At 75.0% G+C, this 21,000-nt stretch carries 20 protein-coding genes; 14 read left to right on the forward strand and 6 right to left on the reverse strand.

What is annotated here, in order from left to right:
• Positions 1 to 11: 11 nt before the first annotated feature.
• Both coaBC and metK read left to right on the forward strand, forming a co-directional pair.
• Positions 12 to 1,211: a bifunctional phosphopantothenoylcysteine decarboxylase/phosphopantothenate--cysteine ligase CoaBC gene (gene coaBC, locus GXP74_RS11510; protein WP_182451388.1), complete on the forward strand. Its 1,200-nt coding sequence runs from the start codon at positions 12 to 14 to the stop codon at positions 1,209 to 1,211.
• 162 nt (positions 1,212 to 1,373) lie between these two features.
• Entirely contained in the window at positions 1,374 to 2,597 is a 1,224-nt protein-coding gene (gene metK / locus GXP74_RS11515; protein WP_182451389.1) for a methionine adenosyltransferase, read from the forward strand.
• A gap of 83 nt (positions 2,598 to 2,680) precedes the next feature.
• Here the strand turns inward: metK and GXP74_RS11520 are convergent, their stop codons facing one another.
• Complete coding sequence (locus GXP74_RS11520) at positions 2,681 to 3,052, reverse strand: YbjQ family protein (protein WP_182451390.1); 372 nt, start codon at positions 3,050 to 3,052, stop codon at positions 2,681 to 2,683.
• Between the two features lie 80 nt (positions 3,053 to 3,132).
• On the opposite strand from GXP74_RS11520, the gene GXP74_RS11525 reads away from it, so the two are divergent.
• Complete coding sequence (locus tag GXP74_RS11525) at positions 3,133 to 5,289, forward strand: primosomal protein N' (RefSeq protein WP_182451391.1); 2,157 nt, start codon at positions 3,133 to 3,135, stop codon at positions 5,287 to 5,289.
• A gap of 44 nt (positions 5,290 to 5,333) precedes the next feature.
• Here GXP74_RS11525 and GXP74_RS11530 read toward each other — a convergent pair whose 3' ends face one another.
• Positions 5,334 to 5,918 carry a hypothetical protein gene (locus GXP74_RS11530; protein ID WP_182451392.1) on the reverse strand — a complete coding sequence of 195 codons (585 nt, stop codon included), beginning with the start codon at positions 5,916 to 5,918 and terminating at the stop codon, positions 5,334 to 5,336.
• Between the two features lie 297 nt (positions 5,919 to 6,215).
• Here GXP74_RS11530 and def point away from each other — a divergent pair, with 297 nt between their 5' ends.
• From def to GXP74_RS11555, 5 genes are all read left to right on the forward strand, one after another.
• Positions 6,216 to 6,761: a peptide deformylase gene (gene def / locus GXP74_RS11535; protein ID WP_182451393.1), complete on the forward strand. Its 546-nt coding sequence runs from the start codon at positions 6,216 to 6,218 to the stop codon at positions 6,759 to 6,761.
• A 58-nt stretch (positions 6,762 to 6,819) separates the two neighbouring features.
• Positions 6,820 to 7,749, forward strand: a complete 930-nt coding sequence (fmt, locus tag GXP74_RS11540) for a methionyl-tRNA formyltransferase (protein WP_182451394.1) — start codon at positions 6,820 to 6,822, stop codon at positions 7,747 to 7,749.
• Between the two features lie 175 nt (positions 7,750 to 7,924).
• Complete coding sequence (locus tag GXP74_RS11545) at positions 7,925 to 9,394, forward strand: RsmB/NOP family class I SAM-dependent RNA methyltransferase (protein WP_182451395.1); 1,470 nt, start codon at positions 7,925 to 7,927, stop codon at positions 9,392 to 9,394.
• 51 nt (positions 9,395 to 9,445) lie between these two features.
• Positions 9,446 to 10,132 (forward strand): ribulose-phosphate 3-epimerase, encoded by a 687-nt coding sequence (gene rpe, locus GXP74_RS11550; protein ID WP_182451396.1) that lies wholly within the window; start codon positions 9,446 to 9,448, stop codon positions 10,130 to 10,132.
• Between the two features lie 232 nt (positions 10,133 to 10,364).
• The gene (locus GXP74_RS11555) at positions 10,365 to 11,825 is read left to right on the forward strand and encodes a GuaB1 family IMP dehydrogenase-related protein (protein ID WP_182451397.1); all 1,461 of its coding nucleotides are present in this window, start codon (positions 10,365 to 10,367) and stop codon (positions 11,823 to 11,825) included.
• A 1-nt stretch (position 11,826) separates the two neighbouring features.
• Here the strand turns inward: GXP74_RS11555 and GXP74_RS11560 are convergent, their stop codons facing one another.
• Together GXP74_RS11560 and GXP74_RS11565 are read right to left on the reverse strand one after the other, a co-directional pair.
• Positions 11,827 to 12,612, reverse strand: coding sequence for a DUF5995 family protein (locus GXP74_RS11560; protein ID WP_225447858.1), 786 nt, complete (start codon positions 12,610 to 12,612; stop codon positions 11,827 to 11,829).
• 88 nt (positions 12,613 to 12,700) lie between these two features.
• Positions 12,701 to 13,561, reverse strand: coding sequence for an NAD(P)-dependent oxidoreductase (locus GXP74_RS11565; RefSeq protein ID WP_182451398.1), 861 nt, complete (start codon positions 13,559 to 13,561; stop codon positions 12,701 to 12,703).
• A gap of 195 nt (positions 13,562 to 13,756) precedes the next feature.
• On the opposite strand from GXP74_RS11565, the gene GXP74_RS11570 reads away from it, so the two are divergent.
• The 3 genes from GXP74_RS11570 (at position 13,757) to GXP74_RS11580 (ending at position 15,991) form a co-directional block, all read left to right on the forward strand.
• Positions 13,757 to 14,629, forward strand: coding sequence for a helix-turn-helix transcriptional regulator (locus tag GXP74_RS11570; protein ID WP_182451399.1), 873 nt, complete (start codon positions 13,757 to 13,759; stop codon positions 14,627 to 14,629).
• Between the two features lie 92 nt (positions 14,630 to 14,721).
• Positions 14,722 to 15,549: a DUF4037 domain-containing protein gene (locus GXP74_RS11575; protein ID WP_182456376.1), complete on the forward strand. Its 828-nt coding sequence runs from the start codon at positions 14,722 to 14,724 to the stop codon at positions 15,547 to 15,549.
• A gap of 97 nt (positions 15,550 to 15,646) precedes the next feature.
• Positions 15,647 to 15,991 (forward strand): hypothetical protein, encoded by a 345-nt coding sequence (locus GXP74_RS11580; protein WP_182451400.1) that lies wholly within the window; start codon positions 15,647 to 15,649, stop codon positions 15,989 to 15,991.
• Here GXP74_RS11580 and GXP74_RS11585 read toward each other — a convergent pair.
• Positions 15,927 to 16,418: a MarR family winged helix-turn-helix transcriptional regulator gene (locus tag GXP74_RS11585; protein ID WP_182451401.1), complete on the reverse strand. Its 492-nt coding sequence runs from the start codon at positions 16,416 to 16,418 to the stop codon at positions 15,927 to 15,929. The two genes, GXP74_RS11580 and GXP74_RS11585, sit on opposite strands and share 65 nt — an antisense overlap.
• Positions 16,419 to 16,575: 157 nt before the next feature.
• Here GXP74_RS11585 and GXP74_RS11590 point away from each other — a divergent pair, with 157 nt between their 5' ends.
• Both GXP74_RS11590 and GXP74_RS11595 read left to right on the forward strand, forming a co-directional pair.
• Positions 16,576 to 17,448: an NmrA/HSCARG family protein gene (locus GXP74_RS11590; RefSeq protein WP_182451402.1), complete on the forward strand. Its 873-nt coding sequence runs from the start codon at positions 16,576 to 16,578 to the stop codon at positions 17,446 to 17,448.
• Complete coding sequence (locus tag GXP74_RS11595; RefSeq protein ID WP_182451403.1) at positions 17,445 to 18,371, forward strand: NADP-dependent oxidoreductase; 927 nt, start codon at positions 17,445 to 17,447, stop codon at positions 18,369 to 18,371. The genes GXP74_RS11590 and GXP74_RS11595 overlap by 4 nt, the downstream gene beginning before the upstream one ends.
• Here the strand turns inward: GXP74_RS11595 and GXP74_RS11600 are convergent.
• Positions 18,363 to 19,544 (reverse strand): ROK family protein, encoded by a 1,182-nt coding sequence (locus GXP74_RS11600; protein ID WP_182451404.1) that lies wholly within the window; start codon positions 19,542 to 19,544, stop codon positions 18,363 to 18,365. The two genes, GXP74_RS11595 and GXP74_RS11600, sit on opposite strands and share 9 nt — an antisense overlap.
• A 135-nt stretch (positions 19,545 to 19,679) precedes the next feature.
• On the opposite strand from GXP74_RS11600, the gene GXP74_RS11605 reads away from it, so the two are divergent.
• A complete protein-coding gene (locus tag GXP74_RS11605) occupies positions 19,680 to 20,957 on the forward strand; it encodes an MFS transporter (protein WP_182451405.1) in 1,278 nt (425 codons plus the stop codon).
• Positions 20,958 to 21,000 lie beyond the last annotated feature (43 nt).

Genomic DNA, 21,000 nt, shown 5'->3' on the forward strand with positions numbered 1-21,000 from the left:
GTGGTGTCGGCATGAACGTCGTGCTTGGTGTGACCGGCGGTATCGCCGCCTACAAGGCGTGCGAGCTGCTGCGGCTGTTCACCGAGTCCGGCCACGACGTGCGGGTGGTGCCGACCGCCTCGGCGCTGAACTTCGTGGGCGCGGCCACCTGGTCGGCCCTGTCCGGCCACCCGGTCTCCACCGAGGTCTGGGAGAGCGTCCACGAGGTGCCGCACGTGCGGATCGGCCAGCGGGCCGACCTGCTGGTGGTCGCCCCGACGACGGCCGACATGCTGGCGAAGGCCGCCCACGGCCTGGCCGACGACCTGCTGACCAACACGCTGCTGACCGCCCGCTGTCCGGTGGTGTTCGCGCCCGCGATGCACACCGAGATGTGGGAGCACCCGGCCACCCGCGAGAACGTGGCCACGTTGCGGCGCCGGGGCGCGCTGGTGATCGAGCCCGCGGTGGGGCGGCTGACCGGCGCGGACACCGGCAAGGGCCGGTTCCCGGACCCGCGGGCGATCTTCGAGCTGTGCTCCCGGGTGCTGGCGCGCGGCGCCGACGCCGGGACGGCGGACCTGGCCGGGCGCCGGGTGGTGGTCTCCGCCGGTGGCACCCGCGAGCCGCTGGACCCGGTGCGCTTCCTCGGCAACATCTCCTCCGGGCGCCAGGGCTTCGCGCTGGCCTCGGTCGCCGCCGCGCGCGGGGCCCGGGTGACCCTGGTCGCCGCGAACGCGGAGCTGCCCGACCCGGCCGGGGTGGACGTGGTCCGCGTCGGCACCGCGCTGGAGCTGCGGGAGGCGGTCCTGGCGGCGGCGGAGGGGGCCGACGCGGTGGTGATGGCGGCGGCGGTCGCCGACTTCCGGCCGGCCGAGTTCGCGCCGGTCAAGATCAAGAAGGTGGACGGCAGGGACCCGGCGCCGGTGGCCCTGGTCCGCAATCCGGACGTGCTCGCCGAGCTGTCCGCGCACCGGCGCGCACCCGGGCAGGTGGTGGTGGGCTTCGCCGCGGAGACCGACCACGCGCTCCGGAACGGCCGCGAGAAGATCACCCGAAAGGGCTGTGACCTGCTGGTCGTGAACGAAGTGGGGCCGGACCGCGCATTCGGCAGCGCCAACAACGAAGCGGTGATCCTGGCCGCCGACGGGACCGAGGTACCGGTGCCGTTCGGGCCGAAAGCGCAGCTCGCGGGCGCTGTCTGGGATCTGGTGGCCGGTCGTCTTGGTTGAACGTTTCGGTCCAGAATGTGAGCCAAAACGTGAAACCGGTAGACGCCTGTGCTGCCGGGTTGGCTACACTCCGGTCAGTAAACGTCTACCCAAGTCTTTCCGGGCAGCCCGGCAGTCAGGCCGGGCTGTCTAGTCAGCAGCCGCTGCAACCCAGGGAGCGCTGTGTCTCGCCGCCTCTTCACGTCGGAGTCCGTGACCGAAGGTCACCCGGACAAGATCGCTGACCAGATCAGCGACACCATCCTCGACGCCCTGCTCAAGGACGACCCCAGCTCGCGGGTCGCCGTCGAAACGCTGATCACCACCGGCCAGGTGCACATCGCCGGTGAGGTCACCACCAAGGCCTACGCGCCGATCGCCGCACTGGTCCGGGAGAAGATCCTGGACATCGGCTACGACTCGTCCAAGAAGGGCTTCGACGGCGCCTCCTGCGGCGTGTCGGTGTCCATCGGCGCCCAGTCGCCGGACATCGCCCAGGGCGTCGACGACGCCTTCGAGGCCCGTCTGGCCGGGGGCGCCGGTGATGCCACGGACGAGCTCGACAAGCAGGGCGCGGGCGACCAGGGCCTGATGTTCGGCTACGCCTGCGACGACACGCCGGAGCTGATGCCGCTGCCGATCACCCTCGCGCACCGGCTGGCCAAGCGACTGTCCGAGGTCCGCAAGAACGGCACCATCCCGTACCTGCGCCCCGACGGCAAGACCCAGGTCACCATCGAGTACGACGGCGACAAGGCGGTCCGCCTGGACACCGTCGTGGTCTCCTCGCAGCACGCCTCGGACATCGACCTGGACTCGCTGCTGACCCCGGACATCCGCGAGTTCGTGGTGGAGCCGGAGCTCAAGGCGCTGGCCGACGAGGGCATCGAGCTGCTGACCGACGGCTACCGGCTGCTGGTCAACCCGACCGGGCGGTTCGAGATCGGCGGCCCGATGGGCGACGCCGGGCTCACCGGCCGCAAGATCATCATCGACACCTACGGCGGCATGGCCCGCCACGGCGGCGGCGCCTTCTCCGGCAAGGACCCGTCCAAGGTCGACCGCTCCGCCGCGTACGCCATGCGCTGGGTCGCCAAGAACATCGTCGCCGCCGGGCTGGCCCGCCGGGCCGAGGTCCAGGTCGCCTACGCCATCGGCAAGGCCGAGCCGGTCGGCCTGTTCGTCGAGACCTTCGGCACCGAGACCGCCCCGGTGCTGAAGATCCAGGCAGCCGTCACCCAGGTCTTCGACCTGCGCCCGGCCGCGATCATCCGCGACCTGGACCTGCTGCGCCCGATCTACGCCCAGACCGCCGCCTACGGCCACTTCGGCCGCGAGCTGCCGGACTTCACCTGGGAGCGCACCGACCGCGCCGAGGAGCTGAAGCGCGCCGTCGAGGCCGCCTGACAGCACCGCGGCTCACCGCAGTACGGCAGGGGCCCCGCCCGGGGCGTGCAACCCCGGGCGGGGCCCCTGCCACGTGCCCGCCGTCAGCCGGTGACCGGGCGGATCACCGCGGCCGTACCGTAGGCGCAGATCTCGGTGCCGTTGCCGCCCGCCTCGGTCACGTCGAAGCGCATCGCCAGCACCGCGTTGGCGCCGCGCGCCTTGGCCTGCTCGATCAGCCGGTCCATCGCCTGGTTGCGGCTCTCCACCAGGGTCTTGGTGAGTCCCCGCAGTTCACCGCCGGCCAGCGACTTCAGCCCGGCGCCGATCTGGGTGCCGATGTGCCGGGAGCGCACGGTCAGCCCGAACACCTCCCCGATCACCTGTTCCACCCGGTGCCCGGGAACGTCGTTGGTGGTCACCACCAGCACGTCCGGGGAGTGCTGTCCGCCGCCGTAATCGTCAATGTTCGCCATGGCTCGCATTCTGCCCCCGCCCCGGGCCTTTGGCACCTGCCGGCGGGGGATTGTCGGCCCGCTCTGATAGGACTGGTGCGATGGCCGCCACCGACCCCGTACCCGCACCGCCACCGGCTCCACCAGGGGAAGGCCCCGCCGTGCAGCTGGAGCTGGTCCGCGCCGAGCTGCGGAAGGCCAGGTCCAGGCCGAAGCAGGCGCCGAGCGCGGTCCGGCTGCCGGTCGCCCGGGTCGTGGTGGACAAGGGGCTGTCCCACCTCGACCGGTACTTCGACTACTCCGTTCCGGCGAGGCTGGACGAGACCGCGCAGCCCGGTGTGCGGGTCCGGGTGCGCTTCGGCGGGCACGTGGTCAAGGGCCAGGGGCGGCGCGAGGGCGGCACCCTGATCGACGGCTACATCGTGGAGCGCCGCGCCGACAGCGACTTCTCCGGACCGCTGTCGCCACTGTCGCAGGTGCTCTCGCCGGAGCCGGTGCTCACGCCGGAGCTGCTGCGGCTGTGCCGGGCGGTGGCCGACCGCTACGCCGGGCCGCTGGCGGACGTCCTGCAGCTGGCCATCCCGCCCAAGCACAACCGGGCCGAGGCCGAGCCCTCGCCCGCGCCGCTGCCGCCGCCCGCGCCGCCCGCGCCCGGCGGCTGGGCGCGCTACCCGCAGGGGCCCGAGTTCCTGGCGGCGCTGGCCGCGGGCCGCTCGCCGCGCGCGGTGTGGACCGCGCTGCCGGGCCCCGGCACCGAGTCCGTCCCGCCCGGGGCGGCCGAGGGCTGGCCGGTGGAGCTGGCCCGGGCGGTCGCCGCGACGCTGGCGTCCGGGCGGGGCGCGTTGGTGCTGCTGCCCGACGGCCGGGCGGTGGCCAGGCTCGACGCCGCGCTACTGGAGCTGCTGGGCTCCGGGCAGCATGTCGCGCTCACCGCCGGGCTCGGCCCGGAGGAGCGCTACCGGCGCTGGCTGGCGGTCAGCCGGGGCTCGGTACGGGCGGTGGCGGGCACCCGCGCGGCGATGTTCGCGCCGCTGGCCGACCTCGGCCTGGTCGCCGTCTGGGACGACGGCGACAGCGGCTACAGCGACCAGCACGTCCCGTTCCCGCACGCCAGGGACGTGCTGCTGCTGCGCGCCGCCGAGGCCGGGGCGGCGGCGCTGATCGGCGGCTTCGCGGTGAGCGTGGAGTCCGCGCAGCTGCTGCGCGCCGGTTGGGCCGCCCCGCTGGCGGCCGACCGGGAGCAGGTGCGCCGGACCGCGCCGCTGATCCGCACGGTCGGCGACCAGGAGCTCGCCGCCGACGGCGCGGCGCACGCCGCCCGGCTGCCGACGCTGGCCTGGCGCACCGCCCGCGAGGCGCTGGCCCAGGGGCCGGTACTGGTGCAGGTGCCCCGGCGCGGCTACGTGCCCCGGCTGGCCTGCGCGCGCTGCCGGACGGCGGCCCGCTGCGGGCAGTGCGCTGGCCCGCTGGAGGCCAGGGACGCCGATGGGCCGCTGCACTGCGGCTGGTGCGGGCGTCCGGACGGCGACTGGCGCTGCCGGGAGTGCGGCTTCACCCGGCTGCGGGCGCAGGTGGTGGGCGCCCGGCGGACGGCGGAGGAGCTGGGCCGGGCCTTCCCGGCGGTGCCGGTGCGCACCTCGGGCCGGGACGACGTGCTCGCGGCGGTGCCGGGGACCCCGGCGCTGGTGGTCGCCACGCCCGGGGCCGAGCCGGTGGCCGAGGGCGGCTACGCGGCGGCGCTGCTGCTGGACGCCTGGGCGCTGCTGAACCGGCCCGACCTGCGGGCCGGGGAGGAGGCGCTGCGGCGCTGGCTGGGCGCGGCGGCGCTGGTCCGGCCGCAGGAGCAGGGGGGCAGGGTGGTGGTCGTCGCCGAGGCGACACTGCGCCCGGTACAGGCCCTGGTCCGCTGGGACCCGGCCGGGTTCGCCGCGACCGAGCTCGGTGAGCGGGCCGAGCTGGGTTTTCCGCCGGTCTCCCGGATGGCGTCGCTGACCGGCAGCCCGGACGCGGTCGCGGACCTGCTGGCGCTGATCCGGCTGCCGCCGGGCGCGGACGTCCTCGGCCCGGTCGAGCTGCCGGCCACCCGTGGCCCGGGTGGCCCGGAGCGGTCGGAGCCGTCGGAGCGGGTACTGCTGCGGGTCGCCCCGGGACAGGGCGCGGCGCTGGCGACGGCCGTCAAGTCCGCGTACGCGGCGCGGATGGCACGCAAGCAGACCGATCCGGTGCGCATCCGGATCGACCCGCCCGACATCGGCTGAGCCGGTCCTGGGACCGGCCCCGTCGCAGGACCGGCTGAGTAGGGCTAACGGGGCTCCTGGGCGGGCACGGCGGCTCCCGGCAGCGCGGCCGGTTCGCGCCGGGCGGCGGGCACGGTGTGGGAGAGACCGCCGGACAGCGCGTCCTGGGCCTGCGGCGGCCCGCCCGCGCCCGGTGCGGTGGCTCCGGTGACCGCCGGGACCCCCGTCGCGGCCCCCGCCAGTACCTCCGCCAGGGCGTCGCCCGGGCTGCGCTGCCCGGTCAGCTGCTCGCTCTCCGGGCCGCCGCGGCGGACGCCGTAGCGCCGGTGCACGGCCTGTTTGGTGACCCCCAGGGCCGAACCCACGGAGTCCCAGGAGAAGCCCAGCGAGCGGTCGAACTCCACCGCCGCCGCGACCAGGCCCTCCACGCTGTCGCGGAGCTCCTGGGCGAGCCGGACGGTGGGGGCGGGCGCGCGGCCGTAGACGACGAAACCGGCGGCGGTGGTCGGACGGCGCGGCCGGTAGACGTTGCCGAGCTGGGCGGTGAGCGTGCGCAGGGCGTCCACCTGGCGGCGCACCCGCTCGATGTCCCGCACCAGCAGGTGCAGGCTGGCCCTGGCGCGGGCGTCGTGAGTGGCGTGTTCGGCCATGATGATGTTCAGCCTTTCGAAACCGGCGGTCAATCTGCCTTGACCAACGGCGCAGGTACCCGTCGGGTCACGGCAGGGGCGTGCGGGGGCACACCATCGGCTCACGGGGCGTGCGTGCGCGAACGGTCGCGCCGCAGCTCACCGCGCCGCCGCCGCGGGGGCGGCGGACCGCTCCCGGGCGCCCCCCGGCGCGCGGCCGGGACCGGCGGCCGTGCTCGGTAGACTGTTCGGCTGGTGCACAACCGGGGGCCGGACGCCGGAGCCAGACCCTGGGCCGGAACCGACAGGAGCCCGCACATGACGATCCAGCCGATCCGTATCTTCGGGGATCCCGTGCTGCGGCTGACCGCGCAGCCGGTGACCGTCTTCGACAAGGAGTTGCGGACCCTGGTCAAGGACCTCACCGAGACCATGAAGGACGCGCCCGGCGCGGGCCTGGCCGCCCCGCAGATCGGGGTCTCGCTGCGGGTGTTCACCTACCACGTCGAGGGCGTCATCGGGCATCTGATCAACCCGGTGCTCGACCTCACCGAGGAGGAGCAGGACGGCCCCGAGGGCTGCCTGTCGCTGCCGGGCCTCACCTTCGACTGCGTCCGCGCCCACGGCGTCGTGGCCAAGGGCTTCAACGAGTACGGCGACCCGATCCAGGTGGAGGGCACGCAGAAGCTCGCCCGCTGCATCCAGCACGAGACCGACCACCTGGACGGCGTGATCTTCATCGACCGGCTGGACCGGGAGCAGCGCAAGGCCGCGCTGCGGGCGATCCGCGAGAGCGAGTGGTCGGGCGAGACCGCGCCGCAGGTCAAGGTCTCCCCGCACAGCACCTTCGGCGGCGCGCGCTAGTCTGCCCGTCCTGATCCAGCCCGTCCTGATCCGTTCCCAGCGAGAGGCCACCCGCCGTATGAAGCTTGTGTTTGCCGGAACCCCCGAGGTCGCCCTGCCCGCGCTGGAGGCGCTGATCGAGTCGCGGCACGAGGTCGCCGCCGTGGTCACCCGCCCGGACGCCCCCGCCGGGCGCGGGCGCAAGCTGGTCGCCAGCCCGGTGGCGCTCCTCGCCGAGCAGGCCGGGATCGAGGTGCTGAAGCCCGGACGCCCGCGCGAGCCCGAGTTCCTGGCCCGGCTCGCCGAGATCGCCCCGGACTGCTGCCCGGTGGTCGCCTACGGCGCGCTGCTGCCGAAGTCGGCCCTGGACGTGCCCCGGCTGGGCTGGGTGAACCTGCACTTCTCGCTGCTCCCGGCGTGGCGCGGCGCGGCCCCGGTGCAGCACGCGGTGCTCGCGGGCGACGAGGTCACCGGCGCGTCGACGTTCCAGATCGAGGAGGGCCTGGACTCGGGACCGGTCTACGGCACGGTCACCGAGGTCGTCCGCTTCGACGACACCAGCGGCGACCTGCTGGACCGGCTGTCGCGCTCCGGCGCGCGGCTGCTGGCGGCGACCATGGACGGCATCGAGAGCGGGCAGCTGGAGCCGCGTCCGCAGCCGGTCGACGGGATCAGCCTGGCGCCCAAGATCGGCGTCGAGGACGCCCGGGTGGACTGGACCGCCCCGGCGCTGCGGGTGGACCGGCTGGTCCGCGGCTGCACCCCGGCCCCCGGTGCCTGGACGGTGTTCCGGGGCGAGCGGCTGAAGCTCGGACCGGTGCGGCTGGCGGTGGGGCGCTCCGAGCTGGGCCCCGGCGAGATCGCGGTCGCGAAGAACACGGTGCGGGTGGGCACCGGCAGCCACGAGGTGGAGCTGGGCGAGGTCCAGCCGCAGGGCAAGAAGCGGATGGCGGCGGGCGACTGGGCCCGCGGCTCCCGGCTGGAGCCCGGCGAACGCCTCGGCGACTAGCCGCCGCCGAACCCCCGGCCCCGGCTCCGGCCCCGGCCCCGGTGGCCGGGGCCGGGCCGGTCGCGGGTTCGGTTTGTCGCGGCACGGGGGAAGGGGGGAGGATCGGACCCTCGGCCCGGGCCCCGGCCCCGGTCTCGCCTAGCCAACGCCAGCACCTTTCCCCCAGAGGCCCAGCATGAGCACCCCCGCCACCCCCGCCACCCCCGCCGCCGGTCGGACCGGCAAGAGCGCCCCGCGCCCGCACCGCAGGCCGAAGAAGGACCCGGCCCGGATGGTCGCCTTCCAGGCCCTGCGCGCCGTCGACGAGCGCGACGCCTACGCCAACCTGATCCTGCCGTCGCTGCTGCGCAAGGCCGAGCGGCAGGAGGGCTTCGAACGCCGGGACGCCGCCTTCGCCACCGAGCTGGTGTACGGCACGCTGCGGCTGCGCGGCAGCTACGACGCGATCATCGCGGCCTGCGTCGACCGCCCGCTGAGCAAGCTCGACCCGCCGGTGCTGGACGTGCTGTCGCTGGGCGCGCACCAGCTGCTGGGTACCCGGATCCCGGCGCACGCCGCCGTCTCGGCGACCGTGGAGCTGGCCCGGGTGGTGCTCGGCGACGGCCGGGCCAAGTTCGTCAACGCGGTGATGCGCAAGATCAGCACCCAGGACCTGGACGCCTGGCTGGAGCAGGTCGCCCCGCCCTACGAGGAGGACGCCGAGGACCACCTCGGGGTCCGCTACTCGCACCCGCGCTGGGTGGTCTCCGCGCTGTGGGACTCGCTCGGCGTCTGGCAGCCGCAGCACTGCGGCCGGACCGCCGTGTCCGAGCTGCTGGCCGCCGACAACGAGCGTCCGGCGGTGACCCTGGTGGCCCGGCCCGGCCGGGCCACCGCGCAGGAGGTGCGGGAGTCGCTGCCGGCCGAGGAGACCGAGCCCGGGCTGTGGTCCCCGTACGCGGTGCGGCTGGTCGAGGGCGGCGAGCCGGGGCTGGTCGAGGCGGTGCGGGAGAACCGCGCCGGGGTCCAGGACGAGGGCAGCCAGCTGGTCGCCGCCGCGCTCGCGGCCGCGCCGCTGACCGGCCCGGACCGCCGCTGGCTGGACGCCTGCGCCGGACCCGGCGGCAAGGCCGCGCTGCTCGCCGCCCTGGCCGCGCGGCGCGGGGCGGCGCTGGTGGCCTCCGAGTCGCAGCCGCACCGGGCGGCGCTGGTGGCCCGCGCTCTGGACGGCAACCCCGGCCCGTACACGGTGATCACCGCCGACGGGCTGCGCCCGGCCTGGCGGCCGGAGAGCTTCGACCGGGTGCTGGTCGACGTCCCGTGCTCCGGCCTGGGCGCGCTGCGCCGCCGCCCGGAGTCGCGCTGGCGCCGCCGTCCGGAGGACGTGGCGGGCTTCGGGCCGCTCCAGCGCGGGCTGCTGCGCTCGGCGGCCGACGCCGCCCGGCCCGGCGGCGTGGTCGGCTACGCGACCTGCTCGCCGCACCTGGCCGAGACCCGGGTGGTGGTCCAGGACGTGCTGCGCGAGCGCGACGACCTGGAGTGGATCGACGCCCGGCCGCTGCTGCCCGGCGTCCCGGACCTCGGTGAGGGGCCGGACGTCCAGCTGTGGCCGCACCTGCACGCCACCGACGCGATGTACCTGGCGCTGCTGCGCAAGCGCGGCTGACCGGCCGGGGCCCGCACCGGGCCCGCCGCGAAGACGCGGGATACTGGCCGCATGAGCCCTCAGATCAGCCCCAGCATCCTGTCCGCGGACTTCGCCCGCCTCGCCGAGGAGGCCGAGGCCGTACGCGGCGCCGACTGGCTGCACGTGGACGTCATGGACAACCACTTCGTGCCCAACCTCACCCTGGGCCTGCCGGTCGTCGAGGCGCTGCGCAAGGCCACGGACATCCCGCTGGACTGCCACCTGATGATCGAGGACCCGGACCGCTGGGCCCCGCAGTACGCCGAGGCCGGGGCCGGTTCGGTGACCTTCCACGTGGAGGCCGCCGCCGCGCCGGTGCGGCTGGCCCGCGAGCTGCGGTCGCTGGGCGCCCGGGCGTCGATGGCGCTGAAGCCCGCCACCCCGATCGAGCCGTACGAGGACCTGCTGCCGGAACTCGACATGGTGCTGCTGATGACGGTCGAGCCGGGCTTCGGCGGGCAGGCGTTCCTGGACCTGGTGCTGCCGAAGATCCGCCGCACCCGGCAGCTGATCGACCGGCACGGCCTGGGGCTGTGGCTGCAGATCGACGGCGGCGTCTCCGCCGAAACCATCGAGCGCTGCGCGGACGCCGGGGCGGACGTCTTCGTCGCGGGCTCGGCGGTCTACGGCGCGGAGGACCCGGCCGAGGCGGTGCGCGGACTGCGCGAGCTGGCGGCCCGGGCGACCGACGCCTCCCCCTGGGTGCACCAGCACTGACCTGCGGTCACGCGCCGAACGACGGCGGATCCTGGAGGAACCTACAGGACCCGCCGTCGGCTGGGCCCGGGCGTTTGTAGGGACCTGCAGGAATCGTCGCTGAGCTGGCCTCTTCCGGCCGGGTGTACGACAATCGAACGTTGGGGTCGGGTGGTTCGATCGTGCCCGCCGACGCCCCGACCGCGAGCCGACCGCACCTGAGCTCCCCCCACTCCCAGAGAGCCCCGCACCCATGCGCTTCTTGAACCCCCAGACCGGCAGCTACGACGAGCGCCCCTCGGTGCCGTACGACCTGACCTACGACGACGTGTTCATGGTGCCCAGCCGCTCCTCCGTGGGCTCCCGCCAGGCCGTGGACCTCAGCTCCCACGACGGCACCGGCACCACCATCCCGCTGGTCGTCGCCAACATGACCGCGATCGCGGGCCGCCGGATGGCCGAGACCGTGGCCCGCCGGGGCGGTCTGGTGGCCATCCCGCAGGACATCCCGCTGGACGTCGTCGCCGAGGTCGTCACCTGGGTCAAGCAGCGCCACCTGGTGGTCGACACCGCGATCACGCTGGACCCGGGCGCGACCGTCGCCGACGCGCTGTCGCTGCTGCCCAAGCGCGCCCACGGCGCGCTGGTCGTGGTCGAGGACGGCAAGCCGGTCGGCGTCGTCGCCGAGTCCGACTGCCAGGGCGTGGACCGCTTCACCAGCCTGGCCCAGGTCATGTCCAAGGACCTGCTGCTGCTGAAGGAGGGCATCGAGCCGCGCGAGGCCTTCGAGCAGCTGAGCGAGAACCACCGCAAGCTGGCCCCGGTGGTGGACGGCAACGGCGATCTGGTCGGCCTGCTGACCCGCAGGAACGCGCTCCGGGCCACCCTGTACACCCCCGCCGTGGACGCCAACGGTCGGCTGCGGATCGCCGCCACCGTGGGCATCAACGGCGACGTCGCGGGCCGGGCCGAGGAGCTGCTGTCGTCCGGGGTGGACGTGCTGGTCGTGGACACCGCGCACGGGCACCAGGAATCCATGATCAACGCGCTCAAGGCGGTGCGGACGCTGGACCCGCGGGTCCCGATCGTGGCGGGCAACGTGGTCGCCGCGGCGGGCGTGCGCGACCTGGTCGAGGCCGGGGCGGACATCCTCAAGGTCGGCGTCGGCCCCGGCGCCATGTGCACCACCCGGATGATGACCGGCGTGGGCCGCCCGCAGTTCTCCGCCGTGCTGGAGTGCGCCGCCGAGGCCCGCCGCCTCGGCAAGCACGTCTGGGCCGACGGCGGCGTGCGCCACCCCCGCGACGTGGCCATGGCGCTGGCCGCCGGCGCCTCCAACGTGATGATCGGCTCCTGGTTCGCCGGGACCTACGAGTCGCCCGGCGACCTGCAGACCGCCGCCGACGGCCGCCAGTACAAGGAGAGCTTCGGCATGGCCTCCGCCCGCGCGGTGCGCAACCGCACCTCGGAGGAGTCCGCCTACGACCGGGCCCGCAAGGCGCTGTTCGAGGAGGGCATCTCCACCTCGCGGATGTTCCTCGACCCGGCCCGCCCGGGCGTGGAGGACCTGATCGACTCGATCGTCGCCGGGGTCCGCAGCTCCTGCACCTACGCGGGCGCGCACTCGCTGGCGGACTTCCACGAGAAGGCCGTGGTCGGCGTGCAGAGCGCGGCCGGGTACGCCGAGGGCAAGCCGCTGCACGCCAGCTGGTAGCTCACCCGCGGCGGGGCGCGCCGCCCAGCGGGGTGAGCAGGCAGCGGGACACCAGGCCGCAGGCGTCGTCCAGCGCCCGCGCGGCGGTCGCGAAGACCGACGGGTTGTCCCGCAGCTCCCACAGCGTCAGCGCGCCCGCCCAGGCGGCGTCCCGGGCGCGGTCGACGCTCCAGGAGCTGAGCAGGTGCAGCAGCGGGTCACCGAGGTCCAGCTCCCGCTCAAGCCCGGCCAGCGAGGGCAGCAGCCGCTCCCGTACCCGCTGCTCCACCTGCGCCAGCACGTCGTTGACGCGGTGGAAGTCGCCGGAGAGCTCGGCCGGCGGGCAGCCCAGCTGGCGGCAGGTCTCCACCACCGCCAGCGGCAGGTCGTGCTCGATGTGGGCGTTCATCCCGGACAGCGCGAACTGCACCGGCCGGATCCCCGGGTGCGCCCGCAGCTGGAGCAGCGGACGCCAGCAGGCGGGGGCGGGCGCCGGGCCCGGGCGCAGCGCGTCCAGGAAGCGCCCGGCGAAGACCACGTCCAGCCGGGCGGTGTCGGCCGGGGTCCGGAACACGTCCCCGGCCGTGAGCCGGGCCCGCAGCGCCTCGGTGACGGTCAGATAGACCCCGCCGAACACGGCGACCCCGTCCTGGGGCGGCAGCCCGGCCACCAGTTGGCGCAGCCGCGCGACCACCCCACCGACGTCGCTGGGATCGGCGGGGTGCTGCCGGGTGCTGCCGGGAGCCGATCCGGCGGCGGGCTCGGTTCGGGGTGCGGGGGTGACGCCGAGGGGCGTGCTGGTTGCCATGCACCAAGCCTCGGCACCGGCGCGCCCCGCGACGATCCCCCGTCCGAGCGACCCGCCCCGTCCGGCCCCTACCGCCGACCGCCCGAGGTCACAGCGCCCCGGCGGCGCGGGCGGTCCAGATCGTCGGGTACTGCGGGCGCCAGCCCAGCTCGTCGCGGAGCGACTGGTTGTCGGTGACGCCGAACCACGGGTCCGTGGCGTCCTCGCGGGCGGCGGTCTCGTCCCAGGGCAGCCCGTTGAGCCGGTACACGTCGAACGCGCTGACCGGCGCGTCGTCGGCGGCGTCGAAGGCCCTGCCCTCCACCCCCGGCGCCAGCAGCGCCCGGTGCAGTGCCTGGGCGACGTCCGCGTGGTGCACCATCGGCAGTCGCCGGTGGGCCGCCCACCCGGCCACCCGGGGCAGCGCCTCGCGCAGGTGCGGGTCGCCCTCGCCGTAGACGTACGCCAGCCGGACGAGCACCAGCGGCAGGCCCCGCTCGGCGTGCAGTGCCAGCAGCCCGGTGTCGGCCTGGGCCTTCGAGACCGCGTAGACCCAGGTGCCCTCGGTCAGCAGCGCGTCGCCCTCACGCGAGGGGCGGTTCCGGCCGCCCTGGTAGACCAGGTTGGTGCTGGTCTGCACGAAGCGGCCGACCCCGGCGTCCAGCGCCTGCTCGCCCAGCGCCAGCGCGGCGTCGCGGTTCACCGCCCAGGCCTCCTCGTCCGGGACGTCCCGGAACGCGGCGGCGACGTTGATCACCCGGTCCGCCCCGGCGAGCGCCTTGGCGCGGTCGCTCTCCTCGCGCAGGTCGCCGAGCACGACCTCCGCCCCGAGCGCGGCCAGGCGCGCGCCGCGCTCGGCGTCCCTGACCAGGACGCGCACGGTGTCGCCGGGCTCGGTCCACTGCAACAGCCGGGGCACGAAACGGCGGCCGACCTGCCCGGTCGCTCCGGTCACCAGGGTCGTCGTCATGAGGTCCTTCTCTCTGGTTCGCACCCGCTGTTCGGTGCCTGGTCGTGAAGTCGATCTGTCGGTACTCGGGGCGCCGCCTCGCCGCGCCCGTCGTTCCCTCAGGCTGGGGCAGCGCGGGCGCGGGCGGGAGAGACCCGGTGATCGGGGGATCGGCGATCCCTGGATAGCGCCCGGCGGGTCGACCATGATGGGGGGATGGACCGCGCCCAACTCGCCGACTTCCTGCGCCGCTCACGCAGCCGCCTGACGCCGACCGACGTGGGCCTGCCCGCCGGTGCCCGGCGGCGCACCCCGGGGCTGCGCCGGGAGGAGGTCGCCCAGCTCGCGGGCATGTCGGCGGACTACTACACCCGCCTGGAGCAGCGGCGCGGTCCGCACCCCTCGGGGCAGCTGCTGGCCGCGCTGGCCCGGGCGCTGCGGCTGACCGACGACGAGCGCGACCACCTGTACCACCTGGCCGGGCAGGTCCCGCCGCTCGCCGTGGGCTGCGCCGACGAGCATGTCCGGCCGGGGCTGCTGCTGATCCTGGACCGGCTCTACGACACCCCGGCGCAGGTGATCTCCGACCTCGGCGACATCCTGGCGCAGAACGCGCTGGCGGCGGCGCTGTTCGGCGACGTCAGCGGCCAGTCGCCGATGGAGCGCAACATCGTCTGGCGCTGGTTCGCCCGACCGGAGTCCCGCGCGCTGTTCCTCCCGGAGATCCACGACCGGCTGGGGCAGCTCCATGTCGCCCAGTTGCGGGCGGTGGTGGCCACCTACCCCGACGACGGTCGGGCGGCCGCGCTGGTGCGGCAACTGCTGTCGGTCTCGGCGCAGTTCGCGGAGCTGTGGGCCGACCACGACGTGGCCCTGCGGCGCGGGGACACCAAGACCGTGCTGCACCCGGTGGTCGGCGCGATCGAGCTGGACTGCGAGGCGATGCTGGGCACGCGGCACCGGCAGCGGCTGATCGTCCACACCGCGCGGCCGGGCAGCGTCGCCCAGGAACGGCTGGAACTGCTGCGCGTGGTGGGCCTGCAGGACCTGCGCAGCCCGGACCCCGACCCGCGGGCCGCCGTCGGCTAGGGCACCGGTCGGCCGACCGCCGCGGAACTCTATGGCGTTCGGGTACCCGCTCGTGCGAGAGTCCTGCTGTGCTTGAGGACATCGTGGGGGAGATGGCCGCGCGGCTGGCGACGGTCGACGGCGTGATCGGTGTGCTGCTCGGTGGCAGTCGGGCCCGGGGCGAGGAACGCCCCGACTCGGACTGGGACCTCGGCGTCTACTACCGGGGCGCCCCGCACCTGCCGACGCTGCGCTCGATGGCGCGCGGCCTCTCCGACAGTCCGACCGACGTCGCCGGGCCGGGGGAGTGGGGGCCCTGGGTCGACGGCGGCGCCTGGCTGACCGTGGGCGACAGCCACGTCGACTGGTTGCTGCGGGACGTCGACCGGGTCCGCCGGGTCTGGACCCAGTGCCGCGAGGGGGAGTTCGAGGTCGGCATCCAGGCCGGGCACCCGCTCGGCTTCTGGTCGCCCAGCTACGTGGGCGAGTTGGCCCTGGGCCGGGTACTGGCGGACCCCACCAAGGAACTGACGCTGTTTCAGCGCGAGGTGGCCGGATACCCGGAACCGCTGCGGCGCTCGCTGGTGGCGTCCGCGTGGGAGGCGGAGTTCATCGTCGCCAACGCGGCCAAACCGGCCCTGCGCGGCGACGTGCTGCTGGTCTCGCTCGCGCTGTCGCGCGCGATCGGCATCCTGGTCCAGGCGTTGTACGCGTGGCACCGCCGCTGGTGCCTGAACGAGAAGGGCTCGCTGGCCGTCGCCGAGAACCTGCCCGGCACCCCGCCCAGCTTCGGCCCCCGCGCCCGGGCGCTGCTGGGCGCTCCGGGAACCAATCCTGACGAACTGTCAGTGACGGTGCAGGCGGCCACCGACCTGGTCGCCGACATCCGCGCCGCGCTCACCCTCCCCGCCGCCCCCTCCGGCCCGCCGCACTCGGACTGATCCGCGCCGGTCCCGGCACGCGGATCAGGCGGTGAGGGCGCCGAGCGGGAAGTGCTTCGGTGGCTGCTCCTCGGCGAGGAAGTCCAGCAGGAGCTGGTTGACCAGGGCGGGCTTCTCCAGCGGGCAGGTGTGGCTGGTGTCGAGCTGCTGGACGCGGTGGGGCTCGACCGGCTCACCACCCGGGCGCCGACCACCCGGCTGGGCGTGCGGCCGGGCGCGCTGTACCGGGTTCGTGCTCCAGGAGCAGGCCCTGCCACCGGTGGCGGCCGAGTCGCTGCCGGAACTCGGGCCCGAGCGCTGCCGGAACCTCTGGGAGTGGCAGGCGGGCGAGCCCGCCTCGAAGGACGCGGCGTTCGCGGCCGGGCTGTCGCTGATCGTCAGGGGGCTGCGTGCGGAGCTGGACGAGTCCGGGTCGTCGTCGTCGTCGCCGCTCGGTCGGTAGCGTCGTCGTCGATGAGGTTGCGTTCGAGGCGGCGGAGCAGCCGCAGCGCGTCGTTCCGCTGCCGCTCGGAGAGCCCGGCGGTGGTGATCGCCTCCAGCTCCCCCCACAACTGTTCCACCTGACACCGCAGTTCGGCACCCTTCGGGGTCAGCGACACGATCGTCGAGCGGCCGTCGGCGGGTGAGGGCGAGCGGCTGAGCAGCCCCTGCTGCTCCAGGCGTTGCAGGGTCCGGGTGACGGTGGAGGCGTCGAGCTTCAGTGCGGCGGCCAGGTCTCGTTGCGGCTGGTGATCCTGCTCCCACAGCCGCATCAGCAGCAGTTCCTGCCCGGGGAACAGGCCGACCCGCTGCAACAGCCGGGTGGCCGCCACCCGGTGCGCCCGGGCGAGCCGGATCGTCATGTGGCTGATCTCGCCGTACTGCTCCATGAGCGTCCCTCCGGTCCCGGTTCCTTGGCCAGCCACATACTACGGCAGCCCGAGCAGCGGGAACGACCCATGCCCAGTAGACAGTTGGCCAGCCAACGAATATGTTTGGCGGGCCAACTACTTATCGGGACGCGTGTCGGAACAAGGGGGCTCGACCATGAGTGTGCGACCGGGGCAGATCCTGGTGACCGGAGCGACGGGGCGTCAGGGCGGTTCAGTGGCAAGGGAGTTGCTGGAACGCGGCTGGGCGGTGCGGGCGCTGGTGCGCGATCCGCGGGCACCGGCGGCGCTGGCGCTGGCGGAGCGGGGCGCGGAGCTGGTCCGTGGCGACCTGGACGACCAGGAATCGCTGCGGGCCGCGACCCGCGGCGCGTACGGGGTGTTCAGCGTGCAGACCTTCGCCACGCCCGCGGGCGTGGCCGGGGAGGAGCGCCAGGGCCGGGCGCTGGCCGACGCCGCCGCGCGGGAGCGGGTCGCCCACTTCGTCTACAGCTCGGTCGGCGGGGCCGAACGCGCCAGCGGCGTACCCCACTTCGAGAGCAAGGCCGCGATCGAGCGGCACCTCGAAGGGCTCGGCCTGCCCGCGACCGTGCTGCGCCCGGTGATGTTCATCGACAACTTCGCCGCGATCGGTCCTTCCCCGGTCGACGGCGAGCTGGTGCTGTCGCTGGCGCTCGCCCCGGGGACCGTGCTGCAACTGATCGCGACCCGGGACATCGCCGTGTTCGCCGCCGATGCCTTCGACGACCCGGGGGCCTGGACCGGCCGCCAGCTGGAGATCGCCGGGGACGAGCTCACCGGTCCGCAGATGGCCGAGGCGTTCGCCGAGGCCGCGGCCGCACCGGTGCGGTTCCAGGAACTGCCGATCGAGCGCCTGCGCGCGATGAGCGAGGAGATGGCCCTCATGTTCGACTGGTTCAACCGCGAGGGGTACCGGGCCGACCTCCCCGCGCTGCGGGAGCGGCACCCGGGACTGACCACCCTGCGCTCCTGGCTGCGGGAGACCGGCTGGACGGCGGCGGCGCGATGAGCCGGGCGGTGGTCTTCGACGCCTACGGCGGCCCGGAGGTACTGCGGGTGGCCGAGGTCCCGGAGCCGGTGCCGGGGCCCGGGCGGATCCGGGTCCGGGTGCGGGCGGCCGGGGTGAACCCGATCGACGCCAAGGTGCGCGGCGGACGGCTGGCCGGCCGGTTCCCGGTGGCCTTCCCGCAGACCCTCGGCAACGAGTTCGCGGGCGTGGTGGACCAGTTGGGCCCGGGCGTGACCGAACTCCCCTTGGGCGCCGAGGTCTTCGGCTTCACCTCGATGGCCGCCCAGGCGGACCACGTGGTGGTCGGCGTCGACCAGGTGACGGCCAGGCCCGCCGACCTGCCCTGGGCGACGGCGGCGGCGCTGTCGGCGGTGGGCCAGACCGCGTACCACGCGCTGCGGATCCTGGCGCCGGTCCGGGGCGAGACGCTGCTGGTGCACGCCGCCGCCGGTGGCGTCGGCACCGTCGCCGTGCAACTGGCCCGCGCCCTGGGGGTCACCGTGATCGGCACCGCGAGCGAGGGCAACCACGACTACCTGCGCTCGCTGGGCGCGATCCCGGTCGCCTACGGACCGGGGCTGACCGAGCGGGTGCGCGGCCTCGCCCCCGGCGGGGTGGACGCGGCGCTCGACTGCGTCGGCGGGGACGCGGTCCGGGTCTCCCTCGACCTGGTGGCGGACCGCCGACGCATCGGCACCGTCGCCGACGAGACGGCCGCCGAGCGGTACGGCGTCCAGCGCGTCCGCTACGACCGCTCCGCCGCCACCCTGGCCGAACTCGCCCGGCTGCACGGCACCGGCGGCCTGGTCCTGCCGATCGCGAGGACCTTCCCGCTGGACGCCGTCGCGGCCGCGCACCGCGAGATCGAGACCGGCCACGTACGCGGCAAGCTGGTACTGCTGCTGACCGACGGCTCAGCCTGAACCTGCCGTCCCGGTGCGGGCCTCGGCGCGGGCCTCGGTGCGGGCGAGGCGGATGGCGCCGACGATCTCCGCGTCGGCGCCGAGCGCCCCCGGCACCACCGCGAGTGAGGCGGCGACGGCCGGGGCACACCAGCGTTCGATCTGCTCGGTCACGCCGCCCAGCACATGACGGCCGGCGCCGCCCAACGCGCCGTCGATGATCAGCAGTTCGGGGTTGAGGAAGGTGCACAGGTCGGCCAGCGGGCGGCCGAGGGCGCGGCCGACCTCGCGCAGCACCCGGGCCGGGGCCGGCTCGTCGGCGTCCGCGAGGCGCAGCACCTCGGCGAAGGTCAGCGTCCGGTCGTAGGCCTCCTCCATGAGCTCCACCAGCGGGCGGCGGGCCCGGGCCGACAGGCAGCCGCGAGCGCCGCAGGCGCACAGCGGTCCGTCGTCGTCCGCGTGGATGTGCGCGATCTCCCCGGCGAAGCCGGAGGCGCCCCGGTAGAGCGTGCCGTCGAGCAGCAGTCCCGCGCCGAAGCTGCGTTCACCCAGTTTCAGGAAAATCTGGCAGCTGTACCCGCGTCCCGCGCCCGCCTGCGCCTCGCCGAGTGCGCCGAGGTTCGCGTCGTTCTCGATGACCACGGGCACGCCGAGCCGCCGGGCCAGCACGGCGGCGGGGTCGGGGCGCAGCCAGGGTGCGAAGTCGGGGCGGCGGCCGGAGGCGTCCTCCCCGCCCGGTACCGGCAGCCGCCCCGGCGGCAGGCCGACGCCGCGCTGGAACGGCGCGGGCACACCGAGCACGACCCGGTCCAGCGGGCCCTGCCCGGCCTCGCCGAGGAAGCGCCAGGCCGGTTCCAGCACCTCGGGGCCGGACCCGTCGGTGCCGACCGCCAGGTCGTCGCGGGCGAGGACGGTGCCACCGTACGTCGCGATCGCGGCCCGCAGTCGGCCGTGCGCCCAGACGACCGCGCCGACGGTGCGCGGCGGACCGGCCGGGACCAGCAGCATCGCGGGTCGGCCGGAGCGGGTCCCGGCCGGGGCCGCGGGACGCTCGGCCAGCACCCCGGACCGCAGCAGCGCGGTCGCCGCCGTGGTCACCGTGCCCAGCGGCAGGCCGAGTTCGGCGGCGAGCTCGGCCCGGGTGGTCCCGTCGCTGGTCTCGACCGCGCGGCGCACTCGCTGGGTCGCGTCCATCAGCCGCCCCTAATTCTCTTGATTCAGCGATAAATACGCGGACCGGAAATCCTTGCTGCGCCGCTGAATCGCTGTGTATATGCTGCCCCAGCAGCCGGACTTACGGCGCATATTCCCATGATTTCAGGAGAATAGATGTCCGGCCCGAGCACCGCAACCGCCGACGGTCCGGCAGCCGGGACCAGTGCGGGCTCACCGTTCGCCGCGCTGTCCTTCGAGCCGTTCCGGTGGTGGTTCCTGAGCCAGATCGCCTCCGCCTCGGGGGTGATGACGCAGGCGGTGGCCACCTCCTGGCTGGTGCTGCGGATGACCGGCAGCGCGCTCGACCTGGGCGTGCTCTCGGCGATGACCCTGCTGCCGAGCCTGCTGCTCGGGGCGTGGTGCGGCGCGCTGGTGGACCGGCTCGACCGGCGCCTGGTGCTCATCGCCACGCAGAGCGCGCTGACCGTGCTCGGCCTCGCGCTGTACGCGCTGATCGCGACGCACGCCGCGGCCTACTGGTCGATCGTGCTGCTCTCCGCCGCCGGCGGACCGGTCAACGCGCTCGACGGGACCGCCCGGCAGCTCTACGTGCTCGACCTGGTCGGACGCCGACGGCTGGCGAGCGCGGTCAGCCTGTACGAGGTCATCCTGAACACCTCACGGGTGCTCGGCCCCGCGCTCGGCGGCGTGGTGCTGGTGCTGTTCGGCGCGGCCGCCTGCGTCCTGGTCAACGCGCTGTCCTTCCTGGCGCCGCTGGCGGTCCTGCTGCGGTACCGCCCCGCCTTCGACGCCGACCGCGCGCGGCCCGCCGCGCCGCCCGGCCGACGCGGCGCCGCCCGCGCCGGACTGCGCTACGCGTGGTCGGTGCCGCCGATCCGCTGCTGCCTGCTGATCGCCGCCGCCTGCGGCATCCTGTTCAACTCCGGCCTGCTGTTCCCGCTGCTGGCGGACCGGGTGTTCCACCTCGGCGGCGGCGGATACGCGGCGCTGCTGAGCGTCTTCGGCCTCGGCGCGCTGCCCGGAGCGCTGCTCGCGGCGCGCGGCGGCGAACCGACCGGGCGTCAGGTCGCGGTCCTCGCCGGGGCCACCGGCCTGTGCACCGCGGCCACGGCCTGCGCCCCGGATCCGGCGCTGCTCTGCCTCGGCATGGCCGCCGTCGGGTTCACCTCCATCTGGATGGTCGCCCGAGCCAACACCTTCGTGCAGTTGCGGGCCGCGCCGGAACTGCGCGGCCGGGTGATGGGCGCGTGGACCATGGCGCTCCCGGGTGCGAGCCCGGTCACCGGCCTCGCCGTCGGCGCCCTGGCGGACGCGGCGGGCGCCCGCGCCGCGTTCGGCTGCACCGGGCTGCTGCTGCTGGCCATCGTCGTCGCCTCGCACCGCGCGCTCACCGCGACCGAGGCGGGTCCGGCGCCGGAGCCCCTGCCCTAGCTCAGTCGCCACGCGAAAACCGTTGGGAGCCCGGGGGTGGCCG

It is taken from the genome of Streptacidiphilus sp. P02-A3a (assembly GCF_014084105.1).
Classification (GTDB): Bacteria; Actinomycetota; Actinomycetes; order Streptomycetales; family Streptomycetaceae; genus Streptacidiphilus.

Bases quoted from the DNA above. Each gene is read 5' to 3' on its own strand.
- GXP74_RS11565 (WP_182451398.1), bottom strand. From the start codon at position 13,561: ATGACGACGACCCTGGTGACCGGAGCGACCGGGCAGGTCGGCCGCCGT.
- GXP74_RS11530 (WP_182451392.1), bottom strand. From the start codon at position 5,918: ATGGCCGAACACGCCACTCACGACGCCCGCGCCAGGGCCAGCCTGCAC.
- GXP74_RS11560 (WP_225447858.1), bottom strand. From the start codon at position 12,612: ATGGCAACCAGCACGCCCCTCGGCGTCACCCCCGCACCCCGAACCGAG.
- GXP74_RS11605 (WP_182451405.1), top strand. From the start codon at position 19,680: ATGTCCGGCCCGAGCACCGCAACCGCCGACGGTCCGGCAGCCGGGACC.
- GXP74_RS11520 (WP_182451390.1), bottom strand. From the start codon at position 3,052: ATGGCGAACATTGACGATTACGGCGGCGGACAGCACTCCCCGGACGTG.
- GXP74_RS11545 (WP_182451395.1), top strand. From the start codon at position 7,925: ATGAGCACCCCCGCCACCCCCGCCACCCCCGCCGCCGGTCGGACCGGC.
- GXP74_RS11525 (WP_182451391.1), top strand. From the start codon at position 3,133: ATGGCCGCCACCGACCCCGTACCCGCACCGCCACCGGCTCCACCAGGG.
- def (WP_182451393.1), top strand. From the start codon at position 6,216: ATGACGATCCAGCCGATCCGTATCTTCGGGGATCCCGTGCTGCGGCTG.
- GXP74_RS11575 (WP_182456376.1), top strand. From the start codon at position 14,722: ATGGCCGCGCGGCTGGCGACGGTCGACGGCGTGATCGGTGTGCTGCTC.
- GXP74_RS11555 (WP_182451397.1), top strand. From the start codon at position 10,365: ATGCGCTTCTTGAACCCCCAGACCGGCAGCTACGACGAGCGCCCCTCG.
- GXP74_RS11595 (WP_182451403.1), top strand. From the start codon at position 17,445: ATGAGCCGGGCGGTGGTCTTCGACGCCTACGGCGGCCCGGAGGTACTG.
- GXP74_RS11600 (WP_182451404.1), bottom strand. From the start codon at position 19,544: ATGGACGCGACCCAGCGAGTGCGCCGCGCGGTCGAGACCAGCGACGGG.
- GXP74_RS11585 (WP_182451401.1), bottom strand. From the start codon at position 16,418: ATGGAGCAGTACGGCGAGATCAGCCACATGACGATCCGGCTCGCCCGG.
- coaBC (WP_182451388.1), top strand. From the start codon at position 12: ATGAACGTCGTGCTTGGTGTGACCGGCGGTATCGCCGCCTACAAGGCG.
- GXP74_RS11590 (WP_182451402.1), top strand. From the start codon at position 16,576: ATGAGTGTGCGACCGGGGCAGATCCTGGTGACCGGAGCGACGGGGCGT.
- fmt (WP_182451394.1), top strand. From the start codon at position 6,820: ATGAAGCTTGTGTTTGCCGGAACCCCCGAGGTCGCCCTGCCCGCGCTG.
- rpe (WP_182451396.1), top strand. From the start codon at position 9,446: ATGAGCCCTCAGATCAGCCCCAGCATCCTGTCCGCGGACTTCGCCCGC.
- GXP74_RS11570 (WP_182451399.1), top strand. From the start codon at position 13,757: ATGGACCGCGCCCAACTCGCCGACTTCCTGCGCCGCTCACGCAGCCGC.